Source organism: Streptomyces sp. NPDC048584, assembly GCF_043199595.1.
Classification (GTDB): Bacteria; Actinomycetota; Actinomycetes; order Streptomycetales; family Streptomycetaceae; genus Streptomyces; species Streptomyces edwardsiae.
Genome location: NZ_JBICWF010000005.1, coordinates 396972 through 420743, shown reverse-complemented (window position 1 = coordinate 420743; position 23772 = coordinate 396972). Strand labels below are relative to the sequence as shown.

The window sequence follows — 23772 nt, the reverse complement described above, 5'->3', positions numbered from 1 at the left end:
GTGGGAACCCGGGGCCCTTCGTCCGTACGGCCGGTGACTACCGCGGTCAGTCGCTGCTGTTGAGGATCGAGATGATCCGCAGGAACTCCATGTAGATCCACACCAGCGTCAGCGTGAGGCCGAAGGCGGCGAGCCAGGCCTCCTCGCGCGGGGCACCGTAGGCGATGCCGTCCTCGACCTGCTTGAAGTCCAGGGCGAGGAAGCAGGCACCGAGGATGATGCCGATGACGCCGAAGACGATGCCGAGCGGGCCGCTGCGGAAGCCGAGGCCGTCACCGCCGCCGAACACGGCGAACAGCAGGTTCACGGCCATCAGCAGGATGAAGCCGAGCGCGGCCGCCATCACGAAGCCGTAGAAGCGGCGGTTGACGCGGATCCAGCCCGCCCTGTACGCCACCAGCACCCCGGCGAAGACCGCCATCGTGCCGATCACCGCCTGCATGGCCGCACCGTCGGCGATGCGGTTGTCGACGATGCTGGAGATCACGCCGAGGAAGACACCCTCGAACGCGGCGTACGTCAGGATCAGCGCGGGCGAGGCCTTGCGCTTGAAGGACTGCACGAACGCCAGGACCATGCCGATCAGCGCGGCACCGATGCCGATGCCGTAGGACCGGCTGATGTTGGCGTCGTCGACCGGCAGCAGCGCCCAGGAGAGCGCGGCCGTGACGATGAGCACACCGAGCGTGGTGCCGGTGCGCATGATGACGTCGTCGATGGTCATCCGGCCGGTGGTGGCCGGTGCCTGCGGCGGAGTGCCGTACTGCAGGTCCTGCTGCGCGTAAGGGTTCTGGGCGTACGGATTGCCCGTCGGCTGCGCGTACGGGTTGGCCTGCGTGGCGACAGCGGGACCCCCGGCCTGCGGCGCGGTGTTGAAGCCCGCGTAGCCGTTGTCGCGGCTGAACCCCCGTCGCGAGAAGACCGGGTTTCTGCTCCTCATTTCACTCCTCCATGGCCACACGACGTGGCCTTGGCTCAAGAGTAATAGGTAGGCAAAGGAATGACCCTACTGCTTAGGAAGGATCTTTCCCTTGTTGTGCTGCCCAACACGCTACGCGGCCGGGTCATTCCCTTCGCCGTGCGGCGCCGAACCATGACCGACCCGGTACCTGCCCGGAACCCGCCGGAGATCATCCTTTCACCTCGCGCCGACGATCGCGTGGTGGCCCGAGACGTCCAGAGCGGGCCCGGGGAGCGGGATGCGGACCGGCCGGGCGGTCCGCGGGGCGTGGTCGCCGAGCGTCAGCCCCGAGCCCCAGGCCCACAGTCCGCCGGAGGTGTCGATGGCGTACCCGGTGAGCCCGTGGGCCGCGATCCGGCGGATCCCGGGCAGCCCCTCCACCCGGACCGGCCGTGCGGAGGTGTGGTCCGAGCGGTCCCCGTCGCCGAGGGCGCCGCTCGCGCCCCGCCCCCAGGCCCGTACGGTGCCGTTCCGGTCGAGCGCGTAGGCGACGTCCGACCCGCCGGCCACCTGGACGACGTCCGTCAGCCCCCGTACGAGCACGGGGCGCCCCGACTGGCCGCCGCGCGGCTCCACGCCGAGGAGTCCGTGGGCGTTGCCGCCCCAGGCGCAGACCCGGCCGTCCGCCGTCGCGGCGACCACGGCCCCGCCGGCCGACGCCAAGTCGACGACGCCCTTCACCCCGTCGATCGTGGTGAGCCGGGTGCCGTCGCGGTCGCCGAGGACGTCGGTCAGGTTGATGCCCCAGCCGAGGACCCTGCCGTCGCCGCGCAGCGCGAACGCGTTGAGGGAACCGGGCCCCATGGCGGCGACGCCCGTCACCCCCGGCACCCGCTCCGGCGTGGCCACCCCGTCGTACCCCTCGCGCTTCCCGCCCTTGACCAGGAACCGGTCCGAGCCCCACGCCGTCACGGTGCCGTCGCGCAGCACCACGTAGAAGGTGGGCCCGCTGCCGTACACCGCGTGGGCGGGCCCCGTCCCGGTGATCTGACGGGGCTCGGCGAGGTAGTGGCGCTCACGCGATCCGTGGCCGAGGGAGCCGTCGACGTTGGTGCCGTACGACCACACGGTGCCGTCGCTCCGTACGGCGACCAGGGTGTGGCCGCCGTCGGCGATGGACACGACGTCGGTCAGCCCCGGCACGGCGCCTTCCCCGGGCGTGCCCTCGGGAGCCTGGAAGAGCGGCGCCCAGGCCCACACGGTCCCCGCCGGCCGGTCCTCCTCCCGCGCAGGCCGCGCGGACCCCTCCTCGGGGCACCCGGGCGCCTTGAGCACGGCCAGATCCGCCTTGCCGCACCCGGCCAGCGACACCACGGCTGCCCCCGCGACAGCCATCCGCAACCAGAAGACCCCGGCCATACGGCACCCCCGCCGACGAAGCGAACCTCTCACCCCGCCAACGGTGCCGCCCACGGACCGAGCCCGCTGTCCGCGCTCCTGCTCAGCCCCTGAGTACGCACACTCAGAACACGGCCGAAGGAAGGGGCGCCGCCCCTCCAGCAGGTCGGGCCGAGTACGTGGTGGTGCCCGGAGCCGGACTTGAACCGGCACGCCCGCTCAGGGGCAGCGAGGTTTAAGCTCGCCGTGTCTGCTTTCCACCATCCGGGCAGGCCATGGGCTCCGCTTCGAGCGTCCCGAGCCTATCGGTGACCCTCCCGCGAGCAGCGGCGGGATGGACCGATCTTGTCTTATTTTATTGGCGCCTGAGGGAGCATCAGTCGCGGGAACGCGCCGTCAGCACGTGCCACCAGCCTCTCGTGTGACGATCCGTCATGCACGCGAAATGACGGAATTTCACCGTCCGGACAAGGGCGCTCCACCCGTTCTCGCGCGCCCTCGGCTCAGGGGCCGCAGTCCTCCTGAGGTATGACACCGCGCCCGGCCGTCCCTCCCCGGTCGCCCCCCGGAACGGGAGCAGCGGCTGACTACACGGCGGCGGGCGGACGGAACGATGGTGACTGTCCCCGAGAACACGTCGTCCCGACAGGAGTGCCATCCCGTGACCACCGCATCCCTCGCCGACCGGACCACCGCCGTGGCCGCGCGCGCCACGGAGCTTTCCAAGATCTACGGCCAGGGCGAGACCCAGGTGGTCGCCCTGGACCGGGTCTCCATCGCCTTCCGGCAGGCCGAGTTCACCGCGATCATGGGCCCGTCCGGTTCCGGCAAGTCCACGCTGATGCACTGCGTGGCCGGCCTCGACACCTTCTCCTCCGGGTCCGTACGCATCGGGGAGACCGAACTGGGTTCGCTGAAGGACAAGCAGCTGACGAGGCTGCGCCGGGACAAGATCGGCTTCATCTTCCAGGCGTTCAACCTGCTGCCGACGCTGTCGGCGCTGGAGAACATCACCCTCCCGATGGACATCGCGGGCCGTAAGCCGGACAAGGAATGGCTGGACACCGTGATCAGGATGGTCGGGCTGTCGGACCGGCTGAGCCACCGGCCCTCGCAGCTGTCCGGCGGTCAGCAGCAGCGCGTCGCCGTGGCGCGGGCGCTGGCCTCCCGGCCCGACATCATCTTCGGTGACGAGCCCACCGGAAACCTCGACTCCCGCTCCGGCGCCGAGGTGCTGGGCTTCCTGCGCAACTCCGTGCGCGAGCTGGGGCAGACGGTGGTCATGGTGACGCACGACCCGGTCGCCGCCGCCTACGCGGACCGTGTGGTCTTCCTCGCGGACGGCCGCATCGTCGACGAGGTGTACGGGCCGACGGCCGACCTGGTGCTCGACCGCATGCGGAATCTTCCCGGGGGGAACCCCCGGACCCCCTAGTTCGACGCCAAGGGCCGCACCGACTGACACGCCCGCGCCCTCCGCCCGCCCCTCCTCCATACGTCTGGACTCGAGAAGACTCCCATGTTCCGTACCGCCTTGCGCAACGTCTCCGCGCACAAGGCCCGGCTCCTGATGACCGTGCTCGCCGTGATGCTCGGCGTGGCCTTCGTGTCGGGGACCCTGGTCTTCACCAACAGCCTCTCCGGCGCCCTGCAGAACCAGTCCGCCAAGGGCTTCGACCACGTCGACGTCGCCGTCACGGCCCAGTGGAAGGAGGCCGAGGGCGACAAGGTCGGCGAGTACCCGGAGCTGACCCGCGAACTGGTCGACGACAGCGCCGCCGTCCCCGGCGCCGCCCGCGCCATCGGCACCGTCCAGGGCTTCACCGCGATCGCCGGCAAGGACGGCAAGCTGATCGGCGACGGCTTCCAGTCGCAGGGCGGCAACTACTGGGGCGACGACGACCCCCGCTACCCGCTGACCGACGGGCGCGCGCCGAAGGGCGAGGGCGAGATCCTCATCGACTCCGAGACCGCGAAGCGGGCCGGCTACGAGGTCGGCGACACCGTGCGGATGTCGGTCGACGGTCCCGTCCTGGAGCCGGTGATCACCGGCATCTTCACCACCGACGACGGCAATGTCGCGGCAGGCGGCAGCCTCACCCTGTTCGACACGGCGAGCGCGCAGAAGCTGTTCGGCAAGCCGGGCACCTTCGACGAGATCGCCGTGCAGGCGAAGGCCGGCGTCAGCGACACCGAGCTCCGGGCCCAGCTGGAGAAGGCGCTGCCCTCCGACGTCGTGGAGACCATGACGGGCACGGAGCTCGCCGACGACCAGGCGGAGGCGATCGCCGCCTCGATGAGCGGACTGAAGCAGGGGCTGCTGGTCTTCGCCGGGATCTCGCTGTTCGTCGGGACGTTCATCATCGCCAACACCTTCACCATGCTGGTCGCCCAGCGCACCAGGGAACTGGCCCTGATGCGCGCGGTCGGCGCGTCCCGGCGTCAGGTGACGCGGTCGGTGCTGATCGAGGCGTTCGTGGTCGGCGCGGTCGCCGCCGTCGCCGGACTGGTCGCCGGTGTCGGCATCGGCGCGGGTCTTCGCTCGCTGATGGGGGCGCTGGACGCGCCCATGCCCGACGGGCCGCTGGTGATCAGCTCGGGCACGGTCGGCTCCGCGTTCGCGGTCGGCATCCTGGTGACCATGCTCGCCGCGTGGCTGCCCGGCCGCCGGGCCGCGAAGATCCCGCCGGTTGCGGCGATGAGCGCGCTGCACGCGCAGGCGACCACCAAGTCGCTGGTACTGCGCAACACGCTGGGCGCGCTGTTCTCGGCGGCCGGTGTCGCGGTGGTCCTCGCGGCCACGACGATGGACGGCTCCGACGGCCAGGCCCCGATGGGGCTCGGCGCCGTACTGCTGATCATCGGTGTCTTCATCCTGACCCCGCTGCTGTCCCGTCCGCTGATCGCGGCCGCGGGCCCGGTGCTGCGCGTCTTCGGGGTGTCGGGCAAGCTCGCCCGGCAGAACTCGGTGCGCAATCCGCGCCGTACCGCCGCCACCGCGTCCGCGCTGATGATCGGGCTCACCCTGATCACCGGGATGACGGTGATGGCCGGCAGTCTGCAGAAGTCCATCGACAAGATGGCGGCGTCCGCGATCGAGGCGGACTACATGGTGTCCATGGCGAACGGCCACCCGCTGTCGCCGGACGTCGAGAAGAGGCTGAAGGGGGCCGGCGACGTCACCGCGACCAGCCCGATGCGCAACGCGGACGCCCGGATCGACGGCGAGACCGAGTATCTGACCGGTGTGAACGGCGCCACGTTCGGCGACCTGACCGACTTCCCCGTCGTCCAGGGCTCCTTCGAGATCGGCGGCACGCGGGTCGTCGTGGACGAGGACGTCGCGAAGTCGTACGGCTGGAAGGCCGGTTCGGCGTTCACCGTCGCCTACGGTGACGGGGAGAAGCAGAAGCTCACGGTCTCCGGGGTCTACGAGGCCAACGAGCTGATGCGCGGCATCATGATCGACACCGCGACCCTCGACCCGCACGAGTCGGAACCGTCCGACATGATGGTCATGGTGAAGACCGCCGACGGCACGTCGGACGCGGTGAAGGACTCCCTGGAGAAGGCCCTCGGCAGCAACCCCGCGATCAGGGTCCAGGACAAGCAGGACCTCTCCAACGAGGTCGCGAAGATGTTCACCCTGATCCTGAACATGGTCTACGGCCTGCTGGCGATGGCGGTGATCGTGGCGGTCATCGGGGTCATCAACACCCTGGCGATGTCGGTGTTCGAGCGCTCCCAGGAGATCGGCATGCTGCGGGCGATCGGCCTGGACCGCAAGGGCATCAAGCGGATGGTCCGGCTGGAGTCCCTGGTGATCTCGCTGTTCGGCGGGGTGCTCGGCCTCGGTCTGGGCGTGTTCTTCGGCTGGGCGGCCGGTGAACTCGTCGGCGCGAGGATGGCGACGTACGAACTGGTCCTGCCGTGGCAGCGGATGGGGATCTTCCTGCTGCTGGCCGCGGTGGTCGGTGTGCTGGCGGCGCTGTGGCCGGCCCGGCGGGCGGCCCGGCTGAACATGCTGCAGGCGATCAAGGCGGAGTAGCGTCCCGGCTCATGGCGCGGGCCCCGCTCCGGGTGGAGCGGGGCCCGTCCCCGTGTACGGGTCAGTTCCAGGTGCGGGCCCGCAGGGGGAGGCCGGAGGTGCCGGGCTCGGGGGTTCTGACGGCGAGGACCTGGTTGACGCCGATGCGGTTGCGTTCGAAGGCGAGGGCGGACGCGGCCATGTACAGCAGCCAGACCCGGGCCCTTCCCGGACCGGCGAGCGACACGGCGCGGTCCCAGTCGTCCGTCAGGTTCTCGACCCAGCGGCGCAGGGTGAGCGCGTAGTGCTCGCGGATCGACTCGACGTCGCGCACCTCGAAACCGGAACGTTCCAGCAGCGACACCGTGGTGCCCAGCGGGGACAGTTCACCGTCGGGGAAGACGTAGGCGTCGATGAAGGAGTCCACCCGGTACGACGTCTCGTCCCGCTGCGGGCGGCGCGCGATCTGATGGTTCAGCAGCCGTCCGCCGGGCTTGAGCAGCCGGTGCAGGGCGGTGGCGTACTCCAGATAGCGCTCGGAGCCGACGTGTTCGGCCATGCCGATGGAGGACACGGCGTCGTACGGTCCGTCGGACACGTCCCGGTAGTCCTGTACGCGGATGTCGACGCGGTCGGTGAGTCCCTCGTCGGCGACGCGCTTACGGGCGTACGCGGCCTGTTCCCGGGAGAGGGTCACGCCGACGACGCTCACGCCGTGGTCGCGGGCGGCGTGGACGGCCATGGAGCCCCAGCCGCAGCCGACATCCAGCAGGCGCTGACCGGGCCGCAGGGCGAGCTTGCGGGCGACGAGTTCCAGCTTGTCGTGCTGGGCCTGTTCGAGGGTGCCCCGCGGGGGCGGGGCGGGCCAGTAGGCGCAGGAGTACACCATGGACGGGCCGAGGACGATCTCGTAGAAGTCGTTGCCGACGTCGTAGTGGTGGCTGATGGCACGCCGGTCGCTGTGCTTGGTGTGCAGTCCGCGGCGGGGGCGGCGGACCTCCTCGGGGGGCGGGGCGGGCGGCAGCGGGGGTCCGGCGAGGGCGAGGAGTCCGCGGGCGGCGGAACGGAACGCCGGGTCGCGCACGGCCTGGGCGAGGGTACGGGCGTCCTCACCGCGCTCCCAGACGAGGCCGGCGAGCGCGTCGAGGGCGGCGTAGAGGTCGCCCTCGACGGTCAGGTCGCCGGCCACCCAGGCACGCGCGAGACCGAGTTCGCCCGGCTTCCGGAGCAGGTGGCGCAGGGCCCGGCGGTTGCGTACGACGAGGGTGGGGGCGTCCGGAGGGCCGGCCTGTGATCCGTCCCAGGCGCGGACACGGACGGAGAGGGGGGCGCCGATCAACTGTTCGACGTGGCCTTTCAGCCGCGAGGCGACGTCCGGCATGGTGTACACCTCCGTGACGGGGAATCCCGGAATGTCATTTCCCACGTAAACACCAGGGACGGGCGTTGGCAGTCCCCGCCGCGCGTCATGACTGAGCAAAACGCTCAATAGCACGCGCCCGGAGCCCCCTTCGAGGCTCCGCCTCGCACTTTCGGGGCGGTACGCCCCCGACGGCCCCGGGCCCTGCGGGCCCCCTGCGGTTGTCCCATACCCCCACCCGGCTCGGCGGCCCTCCCGGGAGCTTCGTCCCCTCGGGCGCCGTCCCTGCTCCCCTTGCACCGGGGCAACCCGCAAACGCCCCCTTGGCAACGCCGAAGGGGCCGCCCGCACCACGGATGGCGGGCGGCCCCTTCGGGCAGTCACAAGTGACCGTAGGTCAGGAAGCCTTCGCTTCCGTCTTCTTCGGTTCCGACGCGGCAGCCACCGGCGCCGGCGCCGGCTTCGCCGCCTCGTAGAACTCCTCACGCGGCGACTGGATCGCGCCCAGCGACACGACCTCGCGCTTGAGGAACATGCCGAGGGTCCAGTCGGCGAAGACGCGGATCTTGCGGTTGAAGGTCGGCATCGCCATGCCGTGGTACGCCCGGTGCATGTACCAGGCCAGCCGCCCCTTCAGCTTGATCTTCATCTTGCCGACGACGATCATCGCCACGCCCTTGTGCAGGCCGAGGCCCGCCACCGCGCCCTTGTTGGAGTGGCTGTACTCCTTCTGCGGGAAGCCCCGCATGCCGGAGACCACGTTGTCGCCGAGGACCTTGGCCTGGCGCAGCGCGTGCTGGGCGTTCGGCGGGCACCAGGCGTTCTCGTTGCCGGCCTTGCGGCCCACGAGGTCCGGGACCTGGGCGTTGTCGCCCGCGGCCCAGATGTAGTCGGTGCCGGTGACCTGGAGGGTGGGCTGGGTGTCGACGTGGCCGCGCGGACCGAGCGGCAGGCCGAAGCGGGACAGCGCCGGGTTCGGCTTGACGCCCGCCGTCCACACGATGGTGTTGGAGTCGACCTCGAGGCCGTTCTTCAGCACCACGTGGCCGTCGACGCAGGAGTCCATCGACGTGGACAGGTAGACCTCGACGCCGCGGCTCTCGAGGTGCTCCTTGCCGTAGGCGCCGAGCTTGGGGCCGACCTCGGGGAGGATCTTGTCGGCGGCGTCGACGAGGACGAAGCGCATGTCCTCGCGGGAGACCGTCTTGTAGTACTTGGCCGCGTCCCGGGCCATGTCCTCGACCTCGCCGATCGTCTCCGCGCCGGCGAAGCCGCCGCCGATGAAGACGAACGTGAGCGCCTTGCGCCGGATCTCCTCGTCCGTGGTGGAGTCCGCCTTGTCGAGCTGCTCGAGGACGTGGTTGCGCAGGCCGATGGCCTCCTCGACGCCCTTCATGCCGATGCCCTGCTCCGCGAGACCGGGGATCGGGAAGGTCCGGGAGACCGCGCCGAGCGCGATCACCAGGTAGTCGAAGGGCAGGTCGTACGCGTCACCGACCAGCGGCGCGATCGTCGCGACCTTGCGGTCCTGGTCGATGGTGGTGACCCGGCCGGTGAGAACCTCCGCCTTGGGCAGCACGCGTCGCAGCGGGACGACGACATGCCGGGGGGAGATGTTGCCGGCGGCGGTTTCGGGGAGGAAGGGCTGGTAGGTCATGTACGACCGCGGGTCGACGACGGTGACGGTCGCCTCGCCGTAACGCATCTTCTTCTGGATGCGCCGAGCTGCGTACAGGCCTACGTACCCACCGCCTACTACGAGGATCCTGGGACGCTCCGTGGTGCTCATGCCATCGAGTATCCACCCGTCTCAGGGGGGTACCTCGTGCGCCCCTTCACAAGCTTCGACAGGGCTCGTGTTACCATCCCGCATTTCTTGATCCAGATCACGTCGCAAAAGGGGAACCGACACCCTGCGGCAGACGTTGTCAATGGCGCGTGAGCTGCCTCTCTGCCGTTCCGGGCACACGGTGAGGCCGACCACCGAAGCCCTCGTGACGACCCCCGCCAGAGTGCCCGCCATCACCTTCTGAACGTGTTCAAAGGGGTGTTGAGGGCCCGAATGGGTCAACCGAACCGGGCTCTTCGCCCTCCCGGGCCCATTTCCTTGTGAAGAACTTCACGAACTTTCCCGGCGGGCCCCCGCCGAGGGGCCGAGAAGACCCCCCGGGGCCCTGCTCAAACGCTATCCCGACTGCTCAGCGGAGTGCTACCCGCCAGTAGTAAAAGGGAGCTACGCCACCGACCAGGCGATGCCGTCGAGGATGTCGTGCTCCGAGACCACGACCTCCTCCGCGCCGACGCGTTCCATGATCGTCAGCAGGACCAGGGCACCCGCGCCGATCACGTCGACGCGGCCCGGGTGCATGGAGGGGATCGTCGCGCGTTCGGCGTGGGTGGAGCGCAGCAGGTGGTCGGTGATGTCCCGGACGCGGGTACGGCTCACGCGGGAGTGGTGGATGGCCTCGGAGTCGTACGCGGGGAGGTCCTGGGCGATCGCCGACACGGTGGTCACCGAGCCGGCCAGGCCGACCAGGGTGTGCGCCTCGCGCAGCGGGACGGTCTCCTCGGCCCGGTCCAGGGCGGCCTCGATGTCCGCGCGCATCGCCGCGATCTGCGCCTCGGTGGGCGGGTCCGTCACGGCCCCGTCGCGTACCAGGTGCCGCTCGGTCATCCGTACGCATCCGACGTCCACGGAGCGGGCGGCACGCACCCGGTCCTCGCCCACCACGAACTCGGTCGAGCCGCCGCCGATGTCCACGACGAGGAAGGGGCGGCGCAGATCGGTCCGCCCGGTCAGCTCCTTGGTGGCGCCGGTGAACGAGAACTCGGCCTCCTGGTCACCGGTGATGACCTCGGGCTCCACGCCCAGGATGTCCAGCACCCCGCGCACGAACTCGTCGCGGTTCTCGGCGTCGCGGGAGGCGGAGGTGGCGACGAAGCGCAGACGTTCCGCGCCGTGCTCCTTGATGATCTCCGCGTACTCACGGCAGGCGGCGAAGGTCCGCTCCAGCGCCTCGGGCGCCAGCCGGCCCGTCCGGTCGACGCCCTGACCCAGCCGTACGATCGTCATACGGCGGTCCAGCTCGGTGAGTTCACCGGTCCTCGGGTCGGCGTCGGCGACCAGCAGCCGGATGGAGTTCGTACCGCAGTCGACGGCGGCGACCCGGGTCATCGGTCCTCCTCCTTCGCGGGCAGTGTCACGCAGGCACCCTTGCGCCACCACTCGGGCAGCATCGCCAGCGCCTCGTCGCCCAGCGGGTTGACGCCGGGTCCGGCGGCCAGCGAGTGGGCGACCAGGACGTGGAGGCACTTCACGCGGTCCGGCATGCCGCCCGCGCTGGGGAAGTTCTTCAGCTCCTCGATCTCGTCGCGGCGCCGGATGTAGTCCTCGTGCGCGGCACGGTACGCGGCCGCCAGTTCCGGGTCGGCGGCCAGCCGCTCGGTCATCTCCTTCATCACGCCGTTGGCCTCCAGCGTCCCGATCGCGGAGTTCGCCTTCGGGCAGGTGAGGTAGTACAGCGTGGGGAAGGGGGTGCCGTCTGGCAGCCTCGGCGCGGTCTCCACGACGTCCGGCTGCCCGCAGGGGCAGCGGTGCGCGATGGCGCGCAGCCCGCGCGGGGGCCGCCCGAGCTGCTGCTTGAAGGCCTCGACGTCCGCGTCGGTGGGCTCGGTGCGGGGGGTCGTGGGCAGATCGAACAAGGTCAGCGCGGAGCGCTGTCCTTGGGGGGTGGTGGCCGGGCGGCCGGCGGGAGTTTCCATACGTGTCTTTCTACGGCTTTCTGCAAGGGTCACTGGGCGGCGGCGTCGGCCTTGTCGACGCCGTCCCAGACGTTCGCGTACCAGGGACGGTCGGCGGCCTCGAGATCGGTGCGGGACTGCTCCGCCGTACCCGGGTCGATGACGATGTAGCCGGTCTCGCCGGGCAGGACGTAGTGCAGCCGGCGGCGGATCTCCTGCTCGGCGTAGGCGTCGTCCTGCCAGCGCGCCTTCATGTCCCGCAGCCGTTCGACCCGTCGGCGGGCCTCGTCCTGCTCCTGCCGGAGGTCGGCGATGTCCGCGCGCTGGGAGACGTACTGCCGCATGGGATAGGCGAGGGCCACGATCAGCGAGCAGAGCACCAGGGCCAGCAGCGCCGCCCGGCCGGTCAGCCGGGAGCGGCGGGCCTGGCGTTTGGTCTGCGAGCGGTAGACCCGGGCGGCGGTCTGCTCACCGATCAGCCGGATCCTGGTCGCGGTGGAGAAACGGTCCCGGTCCTTGACCGCCATGGTCCCGCCTCTCGTTCACCGTCCTACGCGCGTACGTCCCCGCACACGGTACGGGACCGGGTACGGGGACGTACGTACGACGCTGCCTCTTACGGGGCCCGGACTCAGCCCCTGCTGTGCCTACTGGTTCGCAGAACGCTGTGCCTACTGGTTCGCAGAACGCTGTGCCTACTGGTTCGCAGAGCGCTGTGCCTACTGGTTCGCAGAGCGCTGTGCCTACTGGTTCGCAGAGCGCTGTGCCTACTGGTTCGCAGAGCGAAACCGGGGGAAGGCCGAGCGGCCGGCGTACACCGCCGCGTCGTCGAGGATCTCCTCGATGCGCAGCAGCTGGTTGTACTTGGCGACGCGCTCGGAGCGGGCCGGGGCGCCGGTCTTGATCTGGCCGCAGTTGGTGGCGACGGCCAGGTCGGCGATGGTGACGTCCTCGGTCTCGCCGGAGCGGTGCGACATCATGCACTTGAAGCCGTTGCGCTGGGCCAGCTCCACGGCGTCCAGGGTCTCGGTCAGCGAGCCGATCTGGTTGACCTTGACCAGCAGGGCGTTGGCGGCGCCCTCCTCGATACCGCGGGCGAGACGCTCGGGGTTGGTGACGAACAGGTCGTCACCGACGATCTGGACCTTGTCACCGAGCTTGTCGGTGAGGACCTTCCAGCCGTCCCAGTCGTCCTCGAACAGCGGGTCCTCGATGGAGACGAGCGGGTACGCCTCGACGAGCTCGGCGTAGTACTCGGTCATCTCGGCGGCGGAGCGCTCCTTGCCCTCGAAGGTGTAGGAGCCGTCCTTGTAGAACTCGGACGCGGCGACGTCGAGCGCCAGGGCGATCTGCTCGCCCGGGGTGTAGCCGGCCTCCTTGACGGCCTCGAGGATGAGGTCGAGGGCCTCACGGTTGGAGCCGAGGTTGGGGGCGAAGCCGCCCTCATCGCCGAGGCCGGTGGCCAGACCCTTGCTCTTCAGCACCTTCTTGAGGGTGTGGTAGACCTCGGTGCCCCAGCGCAGGGCCTCGGAGAAGGACTCCGCGCCGATCGGGGCGATCATGAACTCCTGGATGTCCACGTTGGAGTCGGCGTGCGAGCCGCCGTTCAGGATGTTCATCATCGGCACCGGCAGCAGGTGCGCGTTGGGGCCGCCCAGGTAGCGGAAGAGCGGCAGGTCGCTGGCCTCGGAAGCGGCGTGGGCGACGGCGAGGGAGACACCGAGGATGGCGTTGGCGCCGAGCGAGCCCTTGTTGTCGGTGGCGTCCAGGTCGAACATGGCCTGGTCGATCAGCCGCTGCTCGGTGGCGTCGTAGCCGACGAGCTCCGGGCCGATCTGCTCGATGACCGCGAGGACGGCCTTCTCGACACCCTTGCCGAGGTAGCGGTTCGGGTCACCGTCACGCAGTTCGATGGCCTCGAAGGCACCGGTGGAGGCACCGGACGGGACGGCGGCACGACCCGTGCTGCCGTCGTCGAGGCCTACCTCGACCTCGACCGTGGGGTTGCCTCGGGAGTCCAGGATTTCCCGGGCTACGACGACGTCGATGGACGGCACGAGCATCTCCTTCAATGAATGCGACGCGGGTGAGCGGGACCCCCAAGGGGGTCCTGCGAGACCGAGCCTAACCGGCTCCGGGCGATCGGCCAGCCGGTCGCCCGTCCCGTGGACAGAACCGAGAGTAAATTGTTTCCGAACGGAACAAAGCGGTTTCGGGAAACCGGCCGCGAAAAGACCCCGCCCCGGTGCGTACGGGGGAGAACGCACCGGGGCGGGGAGCCATGGGGGGAGCCGCTTACTTGAGGTGCAGCTGCTGGCCCGGGTAGATGAGGTCGGCGTCGTCGACGATGTCGTCGTTCAGGTCGAAGAGCTTGGCCCAGCCGCCCTTGACGTCGTGCTCGGCGGCGATGGAGCTGAGGCTGTCGCCCTTGACGACCTTGTACTCGCCGTCGCCCTTCTCGACCTTCTTGCCGGTCGGGGTGGTGACGGTCTTCTTCTCGGCCTTCGGCGCGGCCTTGGGCTCGGCCTGCTTCTCGGCGGCCGGGCGCTCGGCGGAGCGGGAGGCCTTCTGCTCGGTCTGACGGCTCTCGGTGGAGCCGCCGCCCTGCGAGGAGCCGTTGGAGGAGGAGCCGCCGGAGTAGCCGGCGTTGGACAGGCCCACACCGCAGACCGGCCAGGCACCCTTGCCCTGACCCGCCAGGACCTTCTCGGCGATCTCGATCTGCTGGGCCTTGCTCGCCTGGTTGGCGGTGGACGCGTACTGCGTGCCGCCGTAGGCCGCCCAGGTGGAGGCGGAGAACTGCAGACCGCCGTAGTAACCGTTGCCCGTGTTGATGGACCAGTTGCCGCCGGACTCGCACTGGGCGACGGTGTCCCACTCGGCGGCGGTGGCGGCGGAGGCGTTGCCGGCCGCCATCAGCGGGGCGGCGACGGCGGCGGAGGCGATGCCGGCGACGGCGATCGCGCGGGTGGCCTTGGACGGACGGCGGTGCTTGCCCTTACCGGTAAACAGCATGGAGGATCCCCTCACCGACGCCTGCGAGGTGAGCTGTCGGGTTCGGGCCGGTTGAGTTGCCCGGCCACGTCCCTCCCGGGACGCGGCTTCACCCCAAGCCGTATCCGGCGTCAACTGCCCGGATCCGGCGCCTACCTTGGGTCCCCCGCTCCTGCCTACGGCGCATGACGCGTCGACTGTTCCCGTGCTGCCACTGGCAGGATTCGGCGTGGCGGCAGCCGGGGCCCGCGGTGGCGAGCGGTCACGACCGTAGGCACGGGATTCACGGAATATCAAAGACGATCACGGCTTCTGAGACCTATCTCTCACAGCCTTTAAATCGGACATTCGGCGCGAACCGTGACGCCAACTGCCGCCACGTCCAGGCGTTTTCAGGTGTCGCTTTCCGGCCGGTTCGTCCCGACCGGGAGGCTACTGACCTGATGCGACGCCACTGACGAGATGGTCGTCCATCCCGTAGAGCGCACCCCATCCGCCGCCCACCTCAAGGGAGTCGGGGATGGACGGGGAATCGCCCCCGTCGCTCGCGGCGGGCGCCTCGGCGACCGTGCCGCCCCAGGCGTTGAGTCCGCCAGAGGCGTGCCGGCCGGCCGGCTCCGCTTCCGTCTTGTCCTCGTCGGCGCTGGCGCCGCGGTGGCGGCCGGTGCCGTCGCTCGCCGAAGCGTCGGCGTTCTGCCGGGACTTGTCCGACTTGCCGCCCTTGGCGTCCGCCGAGGCGGAGGGGGAGGCGTCGGGGGTCCCGGCCGTCTCCTTGCCCTTACCGCTGTCCGATTCGGTTGACTTGCCGGAATCAGCCGACTCGTCCCCCAGAAGGTCGAGGCCCGTCCCGGTACTCGCGCTCGACGACGGGGAGGAGGAAGGGGAAGGGGAGGAAGAAGAGGACGATCCACTGGAGTCGGACGAGTCGGACCCGCCCGATGCCGAGTCGTCGCCCACGCCCGTGTCGACGTCGGCCGCCGGCGCGTCCTTGTCCAGGCCCGCGAGCAGCCCGCAGGTGCGCCAGGCACCGACGCCCTGGTCGTCGAGGATCTTCTCGGCCACGGCTATCTGCTGGCCGCGGCTGGCCTGGTCGGGGCTGGAGGCGTAGTCCAGGCCGCCGTACTTCTCCCAGTCCGTCTGGGTCAGCTGCAGGCCGCCGTAATAGCCGTTGCCCGAGTTCTGGCTCCAGGAGCCGCCGCTCTCGCACTCGGCCACCTTGTCCCAGTTCAGGCCGTCGGCCGCGCTGGCGGCGCCCGCGCCGAGGAGCGGGATGGCGATGGCGGAGCCGGTCACTCCGGCTGCGACGAGGAGGGCCGGAGCCTGGCGGGGGCGGCGGTGCCGACCGTTCCCGGAGAGCATACGGATGACCTTTCGCGAGACAGCGATGACCGGCGCGGTGTGTGGAGTGGAGCTCCGACAACCGCACTTGATGGGTGAACGTATCCGCACTCGATCACTTGTCACAAGTTAATGCCGCACAGATCACGTGAAGATCACAGAGTTGAGAGGGTGTCATGTTTGAGTTGACCCCGCCCCGGGCACGGAAAGGACGTTTGATCCGTCACTTTCGCGGAGGCGTGAATTCCACCGGGAGCGTGCGCAGTCCGCGCATGATGAGCCCGCCCCGCCAGCGCAGTTCGGCGGGTTGCGCCGCGAGCCGCAGGTCCGGCAGCCGGGTCAGCAGGGTGGCGAGCGCGGTCTGGCCCTCCAGGCGGGCCAGCGGGGCACCCAGACAGTAATGGATGCCGTGGCCGTATCCCAGATGCTGGTTGTCGCGCCGTCCGAGGTCGAGCACGTCCGGGTCGGCGAACCGCTCCGGGTCCCGGTCGGCGGCGGCGAGTACGACCAGGACGGGGTCGCCGGCCGCGATGCGCTGCCCGCCGAGGGTGACGGGCCCGGTGGTGTACCGCCAGGTGGCGAGCTCCACGGGACCGTCGTAGCGCAGGAGTTCCTCGACCCCGGTCTCCAGCAGTCCGCGCTCCCCGGCGTCGAGGGACCGTTGCAGGCGCTCGCGCTGGCCGGGGTGGGTGAGCAGGGCGTAGGTGCCGTTGCCGATGAGGTTGACGGTCGTCTCGAAACCGGCGAACAGCAGGATGAACGCCATGGCGGCGGCCTCGTTCTCGGTGAGGTGCTCACCGTGGTCGGAGGCGCGGATGAGGCCGGAGATCAGGTCCTCGCCGGGGGCGGGCTCGGCGGGCAGTGCCTCGCGCTTGCGGTGGATTAGCTCGGCGAGATAGCCGCGCATCTTCTTCACGGACCGGGCGACTCCGCCGCGCGGGCCCGCGCCGTGACGGATCATCATGCCGGCCCAGTCCCGGAAGTCGTCCTGGTCCTCGCGGGGGACGCCGAGCAGGTCGCAGATGGCGTAGATGGGGAGGGGGAAGGCGAAGTCGTGGATCAGGTCGGCGGAGCCGCTGTCCGCGAAGCGGTCGATGAGGTCGTCGGCGAGCTCCTGCACTCGCGGGGCGAACTCGGCGACCCGGCGCGGGGTGAACGCCTTGCTCACCAGCCGGCGCAGGCGGGTGTGGTCCGGGGGGTCGATGTTGAGCAGATGCGTCATCAGATCGGCCTGGCGCTCACCGGGGATGCCGGTCTTGCCCTTGGCGTGCGCGGGCTCGTCGTGATGCGCGGGGTTCTTGGACAGCCGCCCGTCGGCGAGGGCCTGCTTGGCATCGGCGTACCGCGTCACCAGCCACGCCTCGACCCCGCTGGGCAACCGGGTCTTCCGCACGGGCGCGTGCGTACGGAGCCAGGCGTAGGCGGGGTAGGGATCGGCGGCGAACTCCCAGGTGAAGAGTTCGGGGGCGGGGGGCTGCTCGGACATGCGGCGACCCTATAAGGGGCTCGGCCCCCTTCAGGGGCGCGGGGAACTGCGCGAAGGGGGTCCGGGGGCGGAGCCCCCAGGGACGGGAAGGGGCGGCGGGGGCGAAACCCCCTCGGCTCACCCCCTCAGCCCCTCCGCGGAGCGGATCGTGTCGCGGTAGGCCCGGGCCGCCGCCCGCAGCGCCGCCTCCGGATCGACCCCCTCCGCCTCCGCCCGCGCCGCCAGCCGCAGCAGCTCGTAGCCGATGCCCTCGCCCGTGGGGAGGGGGACGGAGAGACCGGCGGTGCGGACGCGGGACGCCAGTTTCGCGGCGAGGGCGAGGGCGGGCTGGCCGAGGGGGACGCCGTCGGTCACGGACTCGCGCCGCTTCTCGATCGCCTTGGTGCGCAGCCAGTGTTCCTTGACGTCCTCGGGGGTCTCGGCCGTCTCGTCGCCGAAGACATGCGGATGCCGATGGATCAGCTTCGCCACGATCCCGCCCGCCACGTCATCGACGGAGAACGGCTCCTCCGTGTGCTCCTCCGCGATCCGCGCGTGGAACACGACCTGGAGCAGCACGTCCCCCAGCTCCTCCCGCAGCTCCCCCCGGTCCCCCTCCTCGATCGCCTCGACGAGCTCGTACGCCTCCTCGATGCCGTACTTCGCGAGGCCCGCATGGGTCTGCCGGGACGACCACGGGCACTCCACGCGGATACGGTCCATGACCTGCACGAGGTCGAGCAGCCGCGCGCCGGGCAGATCGTAGGAGGCGGGGAGCAGCTCCAGCTCGGGCATCCGCACCCTGCCGGACCCGGCCAGCCGCGCCAGCCCGTCGGTGAGGGCCGGCTCGCCCTCCCCCGTCGCGACGACGACCACGGTCCGCCCGCCGGCGCAGGCGTCGACGATCTCCTCGGCGGTCGGCGCGGTCTCCTCGACCGGTATCCCCGCCTCCCGCAGATACGGCAGCTGCGGATGCGCGCCGTCCGCGCACAGCACCCTGTCGGCCTCGTGCAGGACCTGCCAGGCCGGCCAGGACAGCAGTCCGGGCGCGACCCGGTGGCTGGTGGTGAGCAGGACGACTCGGCCGACGGCGGCCTCGGGGCTGATTGCGTTCACACTCCGAAACTAGCCCACGTCACCGGCGTCCCACGGTCAGAGCGTCTGCGGCGCCCCCGCCGCCGTGACGTCCCGTACCCACGGCGTCTTCGCGTCGACCCGGCTGCTCTTCTCGACGTCCCAGTCGCCGTAGCGCGGGTTGAGGTCGACGTCGAGCTTCCTGCTCGCCTCGGACAGTGCCTGCCAGAACTCCGGCCGGCTGGTGTCGGTGCCGAGCTGCTGGGCGAGCTTCTGGGCCTGGATCTGGATGCGGAAGTTGTCGTCGAGGCGCTGCGGCGGGATGCCGTACTGCTGCAGCCACGCGGCCTCCAGCGCCTTCGCGCCGCCGGCCTGCTGCTCGAGGCCGGTCCGCATCTGCTGCACCTCGCGGTCCGAGACGGTCACGCCCGCGTCCCGCGCGGCGCGTTCCAGCACCCGGTCGAGGACCATGCCGTGCAGGGTGTCGCGGGTGAGGCTGCCGGTGCGGGCGATGGCCTGCTGGTACTGGGCGTCGTCGGGTACGGCAGCCCGCTGGGCCGCGCGGACCTCGCCGACCCGGTTCTCCAGCTGCGACACGGTGATCCGCTCACCGCCGACGACGGCTGCCGCACCGGGGTGGGCGTCGTTGCCGCAGGCGGTGAGGAGGGGCGCTGCGGCGATCGCGGCGGTGAGGAGGAGCGCGGTGCGACGACGGCGGTGCAAGGAGACCTCCTGAGGAGAGCTTGTGCGGCGGTGCACAAAGTCTTGCGGTGATCGATGGTAGGCATCGGCCAAGCTCTGGCCAACCCATTCGACCAACGATTCACAAGGAGTTCCGGCACCGGCTCCCGCGCCGTCCGGTGCGGCGGCCCGCCGTCAGCGCACCTGTCCGAGCCACTGCAGGGTCCGCCGGATGTCGGCGGCGAGCGGGTGACCGGGTCCGTGGACGCGTTCCACGTCGTGCAGGAGCCGTACCAGCGTGTCGTGGGCCCCGGCCCGGTCGCCGAGGGCGAGCAGCAGATGGCCGATGCGGCGGCGGACGTCGTGGGCGAGCTGCGGGTCGCCGGCGGCGACGTACTGGTTCTCGTAGTACGCCAGCAGCGACCGGTACTCGGCGAGCGCGGCCGCCGGTTCGCCGAGCTGCTCCAGGCACTGGGCGGCCTCGTAGCGGTAGCGCAGGGACTGCGGGTCGGCCTGGCCCGCCTCGGCGGCCCGTTCGTCGGCGAGGCGGCGCAGTTCGGGCAGGGCGCGCCGGTACTGGCCGTCGTCGAGGAGGGTGGCCGCGTACTGCTTGCGCAGGGTGCGCACAACCGGGGAGTGCTCGCCGTGCTGGTCGGCGGCGACGGGCAGGATCGAGCCGAGGATGTCGACGGCCTGGGTGATGCGGCCCTCGCCGAGGAGGCGCTTCACCTCGTCCACGGCGGCGGCGACGTCGGCCTTGCCCGCCGCGGGCGCGGGCGGCGCGGCGGGGGCCGGCTGGGGCGCCGGGGTGCGGGCGCGGTCCGGCCAGGGGGCGTGGGGGCGCAGGAAGGGGCGGGTGGGGTCGAGGGGCGCGCCGGTGGGGGTGCCCCGCGCGGGGAGCAGCCGCTCCAGGTGTTCGTAGACCTCCTGCGCGGAGTCCGGGCGGTGCTGGGGGTCCTTGGCGAGCAGGTGGAGGACGAGGGTCTCCAGGGCCTCGGGGACCTCGGGGCGGATCCGGCGCACGGGCACGGGCGGTTCGTACAGGTGCCGGTGCAGCACTCCGAGGGCGGTGGAGCCGGCGAACGGCACGTCCCCGCTGAGGAGTTCGTGCATCAGCACGCCGAGCGCGTACAGGTCGGTGTACGGGCCGACCGCGCCGCCCATCGCCTGCTCGGGCGCCATGTAGGCGGGCGAGCCGATGGGGGTGCCGGTGTGGGTCAGCCGGGTGGTGTCGGCGTCCATGACGGAGGCGACGCCGAGGTCGAGCACGGTGACGGTGCCGTCCTGCTTCACCATCACGTTGCGCGGCTTGAGGTCGCGGTGGACGATCGGCACGGCGTGCACGGCGCTCAGTACGGCGCACAGCTGCGCGGCCACCGCGACGGTCCACTGCCAGGGGTACGGGTCGTGTTCGGCGAGGTGGTCGCCGAGGTCGGCGCCGTCGACGTACTGCATGACGAGGAAGAGTTCCTCGCCCTCGCTGCCCGCGTCGTGCACGGTGACGAGGCCGGGGTGGTCGACCTGGGCGGTCACCCGGCACTCGCGCACGAAGCGGCGGCGCAGTTCGTCGGCCTCCTGGCCGGCCACCTTGTCGGGGCGCAGCAGCTTCACCGCGACGCGCCGGTCCAGCCGTTTGTCGTAGGCCGTCCAGACCTGGCCCATGCCGCCCTGTCCGATGAGCGTGGACAGTTCGTAGCGGCCGGCGACGACACGACCCGTCGTCACGCTCACCGTCCGCCCTCGTGGTTGCCGTGCTGTCCGGGATCGCCGTCCTGGCGGCGCAGATAGTCGCTGAGCTCGTCGAGTTCGGCGCGGACCTGGTCGATACGGGCCGGCCCGGGGTGCTGCGACTGCGGCTGCGACTGCGGCTGCGGCGGTACGGGGGTGGGGGGCGCCGGATGCCCCGGCACCGGTGTGGGCGTGTACGGGGAGACGGGCTGCTGGTAGCCGTACGGCGAGTGGGGGCCCGGCGTGGGCACCGTCGTGGCGTGCGGCGACGGCGGCACCGGGGCCGCGTACGGGCCGCCAGGCCGCCGGTGCAGGCGGATGTCCACGGTCAGGTAGTACGCGGACGCGCTCGCGCCCAGGATCAGTACGAGGGCCAGGGCGATGTCGGTGCGGACGTCCGTCTCGGGCAGCGAACCGACCACGGCCAGGCAGGCTATCGACAGCGGGATGCTCACCCAGGCCGCCGCCCAGTCGAGCGGCCGCCCGCGCAGGAACGCGACCCGGAACAGCGGCAGACAGGCCAGCAGCCCGCAGCACAGGACGCCGGCTGCGGCGTACAGCACGCGCTGCGTGATGACCGATGCCGCGCTGGGTGGGGGCGGCGCCGCGCCGTGGCCGTACATGACTGCTCCTGGACAGGTGTAGCCGATGGAAACTCGGTTGAGGGTCCGAGCGTATAGGCCGAGGACGACAACCGGTCCCGGGATGTACCGAACCGTTGTCGTCGGACGCCGTCCCGGACCCGTCGCGCGGGCCCGGTCGAAGGCCCGGTCGGGAGCGCGATCGGGGCCCGGCCGGGGCCCGGCCGGGACTCAGCCGGAGTTCAGTCGGGGGCGACCGTCCCGTCGGTCAGGCCGTCGTACATCCCGCGGACGAGCCGCTCGCCGAGCCGGGCCGCCCGTCCGAGCGCCCGCTCGAACTCGTCCAGGGACCTGAACCGGGCGCCGTAGCGCCGCTGTTCGGGCAGCGCGAGGCGCGGCAGGCGCAGCCGGCGTACGTCGAGCCGGGTGGCGGTGGACGCGTAGCTGCTCGCCCGGCGGTTGTTGGCGGTGCCGCGCAGGAACCCGGCGACGAACCAGGGGTCGAGCGCCGCCGGATCGGGGCGCAGCAGGACGAGGTTGCGGCCGAGGGCGGCCCCCGCGGTCGCCTCGTCGACGACCCGCGCGACGGCGCCGCCGCCGAGCACGGGGACGACGACGTCACCGGGCGCGGTGAGCACCGCTTCCCCGTCGCTCTCCGGGAGCGTGCCGGAGGGGCCGGTTCCGGAGAGGACGTCGTGGTCGGTGAGGACGGGGCCGCGCGTGTGCCCGCCGTGTCCGCCGGTACGCAGTGTCAGGGCGCCCGCGCGGGCGAGTTCCCCGACAGTGGTGAGGGGCAGGCGCCCGGCGGCGGGCGGCGCGGGGTCGACGGGCGGCGGGGTGAGGCCGGTGGCCAGGCGCAGGGTCTCGCCGAGGCGTTCGCGTACGTCGGTGAGCCGGCCGGTGCCGTCCATGGCGGGCGGGGGCGGGAGGTGGCGGGCCGGGGCCAGGTCGACGTCGTCGTCGAGGAGTTCGATGACGGGCACGGAGCGGGCGAGTCCGGGCCGCTCGTCGAGTCGGCCGGCCCGGTCGAAGGTACGCCAGGCGTCGAGGACGCTCTCCCGCACACCGGGCCAGTCGGGCCCGCCGCGCCCCTCCCCCGCGAACCGTCCGGCGTCGGCGAGCAGCACCTCCGGCTGTACGGGGGCGTGTTCGGGCCGGCGCAGCACCCACAGATGCGGCGGGATGTGGTACGGGGGTGCCGCGCCGGCCGGCAGGGCGACGACGGCGCGCAGCGCGCCCCGCCGCAGCAGGTCGGCCCTGATACGGCGGCCGGAGCGGCGGGAGGCCGCGGCGGGCGGCAGCAGCAGGACGGCGGTGCCGCCGTCGCGCAGCCGGGCGAGGGCGTGCTGCACCCAGGCCAGCTCGGACTCGGTGCGGGCCGGGAAGCCGTACTCCCAGCGCGGGTCGTAGGCGAGTTCGTCGTGCCCCCAGTCGCGTTCGTTGAACGGCGGGTGGCACAGGACGGCGTCGGCCCGCAGCTCCGGGTGGGCGTCGGCGCGCAGGGTGTCGCCGGCGGCGGCGTGCACGGGGGCGCGGGTGTGCAGGGCGAGGCGGAGTGCGGTGAGGGCGGCGAGTCCGGGGGTGCCGTCCTGGGCGTACAGGCGCCGGCCGGGGCCGTGGCCGGCGGCGCGCAGGAGGGCGCCGGTTCCGCAGGCCGGGTCGAGGACGGTGCGGGCCGCCGGACCGGCCAGGGCGGCCATGAGGGCGGCGAGGCCGGCGGGGGTGGGCGGGTACCGGCGCGGGCCCGCGTCGAGGTGGCGGCCGAGCAGGAACTCGAAGGTGTGCCGGGCACCGAGTTCGGCGGCGAGTTCGGCGACGGCGCGCAGAAGGGGGACGGAGGGCAGGAGCCGGGGGGCGGTGGGGGGTTCGAGGACCCGGCGGGGGGCGGGGACGGCAGGGGCGTGCACGGAGACCGGCGGGTCCACAGGACTCGGGGAGTTCACAGGACCTGACGGGTTCACATGACCGGTCTGGTTCACAGAACCCCTTGAGTTCACAGATTCCCGCGCGTTCACAGGTGAGACGTACGCGTCGCCGAGCCGGGGCGTGAGCACCCGCTCCAGCGCTCCGGGCAGCAGCGCGGCGAGGCGTTCGTCGGTGCCGGAGCTCACCTCCAGCCAGACGGGGGAGCGGTCGTGGATCAGGAGCAGGACACAGCCGGCGTGGGTGAGGGCGGTGACCGGTCCGGCGGGATGGCCGGCGAGCTGCTGCCAGACACGTTCCCTCAGCGGGACCTCGGCGAGTCTGCCGTGCCGGCGCAGCCAGCCCTCCACCTCGGGGAGCGCGAAGGCGGGGCTGGCCTCCGTGCCGCCGACGGGCCGGGGGAAGTCGGTGTGCCGCCTGCGCCAGTTGCTGACGGCGGCGCGGCCGACGCCGGCCAGCCGTGCGATCCCGGCGGCGGTCACCTCTGTCGCGTTGTCCTGCATGCCCGGCACCCGCCCCGTTTCCGCTCTGGTCCCCGCACTCCTCGTGTGACGACGAGCA

18 protein-coding genes, 1 tRNA gene and 1 riboswitch are annotated in these 23772 nt (G+C 71.6%); of the genes, 2 read left to right on the top strand and 17 right to left on the bottom strand.

Annotated elements, in window-relative coordinates:
- Positions 1-46: 46 nt before the first annotated feature.
- From ACGFR9_RS14585 to ACGFR9_RS14575, 3 genes are all read right to left on the bottom strand, one after another.
- Positions 47-940, bottom strand: coding sequence for a Bax inhibitor-1/YccA family protein (locus ACGFR9_RS14585; protein WP_030216324.1), 894 nt, complete (start codon positions 938-940; stop codon positions 47-49).
- Positions 941-1138: 198 nt separating this feature from the next.
- Entirely contained in the window at positions 1139-2320 is a 1182-nt protein-coding gene (locus tag ACGFR9_RS14580; protein ID WP_393207346.1) for an RCC1 domain-containing protein, read from the bottom strand.
- Positions 2321-2482: 162 nt separating this feature from the next.
- Positions 2483-2569, bottom strand: a tRNA-Leu gene (locus tag ACGFR9_RS14575).
- 391 nt (positions 2570-2960) lie between these two features.
- Between ACGFR9_RS14575 and ACGFR9_RS14570 the strand changes: the two genes are divergently transcribed.
- Entirely contained in the window at positions 2961-3734 is a 774-nt protein-coding gene (locus ACGFR9_RS14570) for an ABC transporter ATP-binding protein (protein WP_393207343.1), read from the top strand.
- A gap of 84 nt (positions 3735-3818) precedes the next feature.
- On the top strand, positions 3819-6347 hold the full coding sequence (locus ACGFR9_RS14565; protein ID WP_393207340.1) for an ABC transporter permease: 2529 nt from the start codon (positions 3819-3821) through the stop codon (positions 6345-6347).
- A 61-nt stretch (positions 6348-6408) separates the two neighbouring features.
- On the opposite strand, the gene ACGFR9_RS14560 is transcribed toward ACGFR9_RS14565, so the two are convergent.
- The 14 genes from ACGFR9_RS14560 to ACGFR9_RS14495 form a co-directional block, all read right to left on the bottom strand.
- A complete protein-coding gene (locus ACGFR9_RS14560) occupies positions 6409-7707 on the bottom strand; it encodes a class I SAM-dependent methyltransferase (protein WP_393207337.1) in 1299 nt (432 codons plus the stop codon).
- A gap of 376 nt (positions 7708-8083) precedes the next feature.
- On the bottom strand, positions 8084-9475 hold the full coding sequence (locus ACGFR9_RS14555) for an NAD(P)/FAD-dependent oxidoreductase (RefSeq protein ID WP_393207334.1): 1392 nt from the start codon (positions 9473-9475) through the stop codon (positions 8084-8086).
- 444 nt (positions 9476-9919) lie between these two features.
- The gene (locus tag ACGFR9_RS14550; RefSeq protein ID WP_393207331.1) at positions 9920-10861 is read right to left on the bottom strand and encodes an exopolyphosphatase; all 942 of its coding nucleotides are present in this window, start codon (positions 10859-10861) and stop codon (positions 9920-9922) included.
- Complete coding sequence (locus ACGFR9_RS14545; RefSeq protein WP_393207328.1) at positions 10858-11448, bottom strand: DUF501 domain-containing protein; 591 nt, start codon at positions 11446-11448, stop codon at positions 10858-10860. The genes ACGFR9_RS14550 and ACGFR9_RS14545 overlap by 4 nt, the downstream gene beginning before the upstream one ends.
- Positions 11449-11477: 29 nt before the next feature.
- Positions 11478-11954 (bottom strand): septum formation initiator family protein, encoded by a 477-nt coding sequence (locus ACGFR9_RS14540; protein WP_393207325.1) that lies wholly within the window; start codon positions 11952-11954, stop codon positions 11478-11480.
- A 240-nt stretch (positions 11955-12194) separates the two neighbouring features.
- Positions 12195-13484 carry a phosphopyruvate hydratase gene (gene eno / locus ACGFR9_RS14535; protein WP_393207322.1) on the bottom strand — a complete coding sequence of 430 codons (1290 nt, stop codon included), beginning with the start codon at positions 13482-13484 and terminating at the stop codon, positions 12195-12197.
- 238 nt (positions 13485-13722) lie between these two features.
- The gene (locus ACGFR9_RS14530; protein WP_393207319.1) at positions 13723-14442 is read right to left on the bottom strand and encodes a transglycosylase family protein; all 720 of its coding nucleotides are present in this window, start codon (positions 14440-14442) and stop codon (positions 13723-13725) included.
- A 3-nt stretch (positions 14443-14445) separates the two neighbouring features.
- A riboswitch (cyclic di-AMP (ydaO/yuaA leader) is annotated at positions 14446-14615 on the bottom strand.
- A 238-nt stretch (positions 14616-14853) separates the two neighbouring features.
- Entirely contained in the window at positions 14854-15780 is a 927-nt protein-coding gene (locus tag ACGFR9_RS14525) for a transglycosylase family protein (RefSeq protein WP_393207316.1), read from the bottom strand.
- A 202-nt stretch (positions 15781-15982) separates the two neighbouring features.
- Entirely contained in the window at positions 15983-17245 is a 1263-nt protein-coding gene (locus ACGFR9_RS14520) for a cytochrome P450 (protein ID WP_393207313.1), read from the bottom strand.
- Positions 17246-17362: 117 nt separating this feature from the next.
- Positions 17363-18340, bottom strand: a complete 978-nt coding sequence (locus ACGFR9_RS14515) for a nucleoside triphosphate pyrophosphohydrolase (protein ID WP_393207310.1) — start codon at positions 18338-18340, stop codon at positions 17363-17365.
- A gap of 36 nt (positions 18341-18376) precedes the next feature.
- On the bottom strand, positions 18377-19021 hold the full coding sequence (locus ACGFR9_RS14510) for a SurA N-terminal domain-containing protein (protein ID WP_393207307.1): 645 nt from the start codon (positions 19019-19021) through the stop codon (positions 18377-18379).
- A gap of 153 nt (positions 19022-19174) precedes the next feature.
- A complete protein-coding gene (locus ACGFR9_RS14505) occupies positions 19175-20668 on the bottom strand; it encodes a protein kinase (RefSeq protein ID WP_393207546.1) in 1494 nt (497 codons plus the stop codon).
- Positions 20669-20706: 38 nt separating this feature from the next.
- A complete protein-coding gene (locus ACGFR9_RS14500; RefSeq protein ID WP_393207304.1) occupies positions 20707-21330 on the bottom strand; it encodes a hypothetical protein in 624 nt (207 codons plus the stop codon).
- Positions 21331-21530: 200 nt separating this feature from the next.
- Positions 21531-23714 (bottom strand): class I SAM-dependent DNA methyltransferase, encoded by a 2184-nt coding sequence (locus ACGFR9_RS14495; RefSeq protein ID WP_393207301.1) that lies wholly within the window; start codon positions 23712-23714, stop codon positions 21531-21533.
- Positions 23715-23772 lie beyond the last annotated feature (58 nt).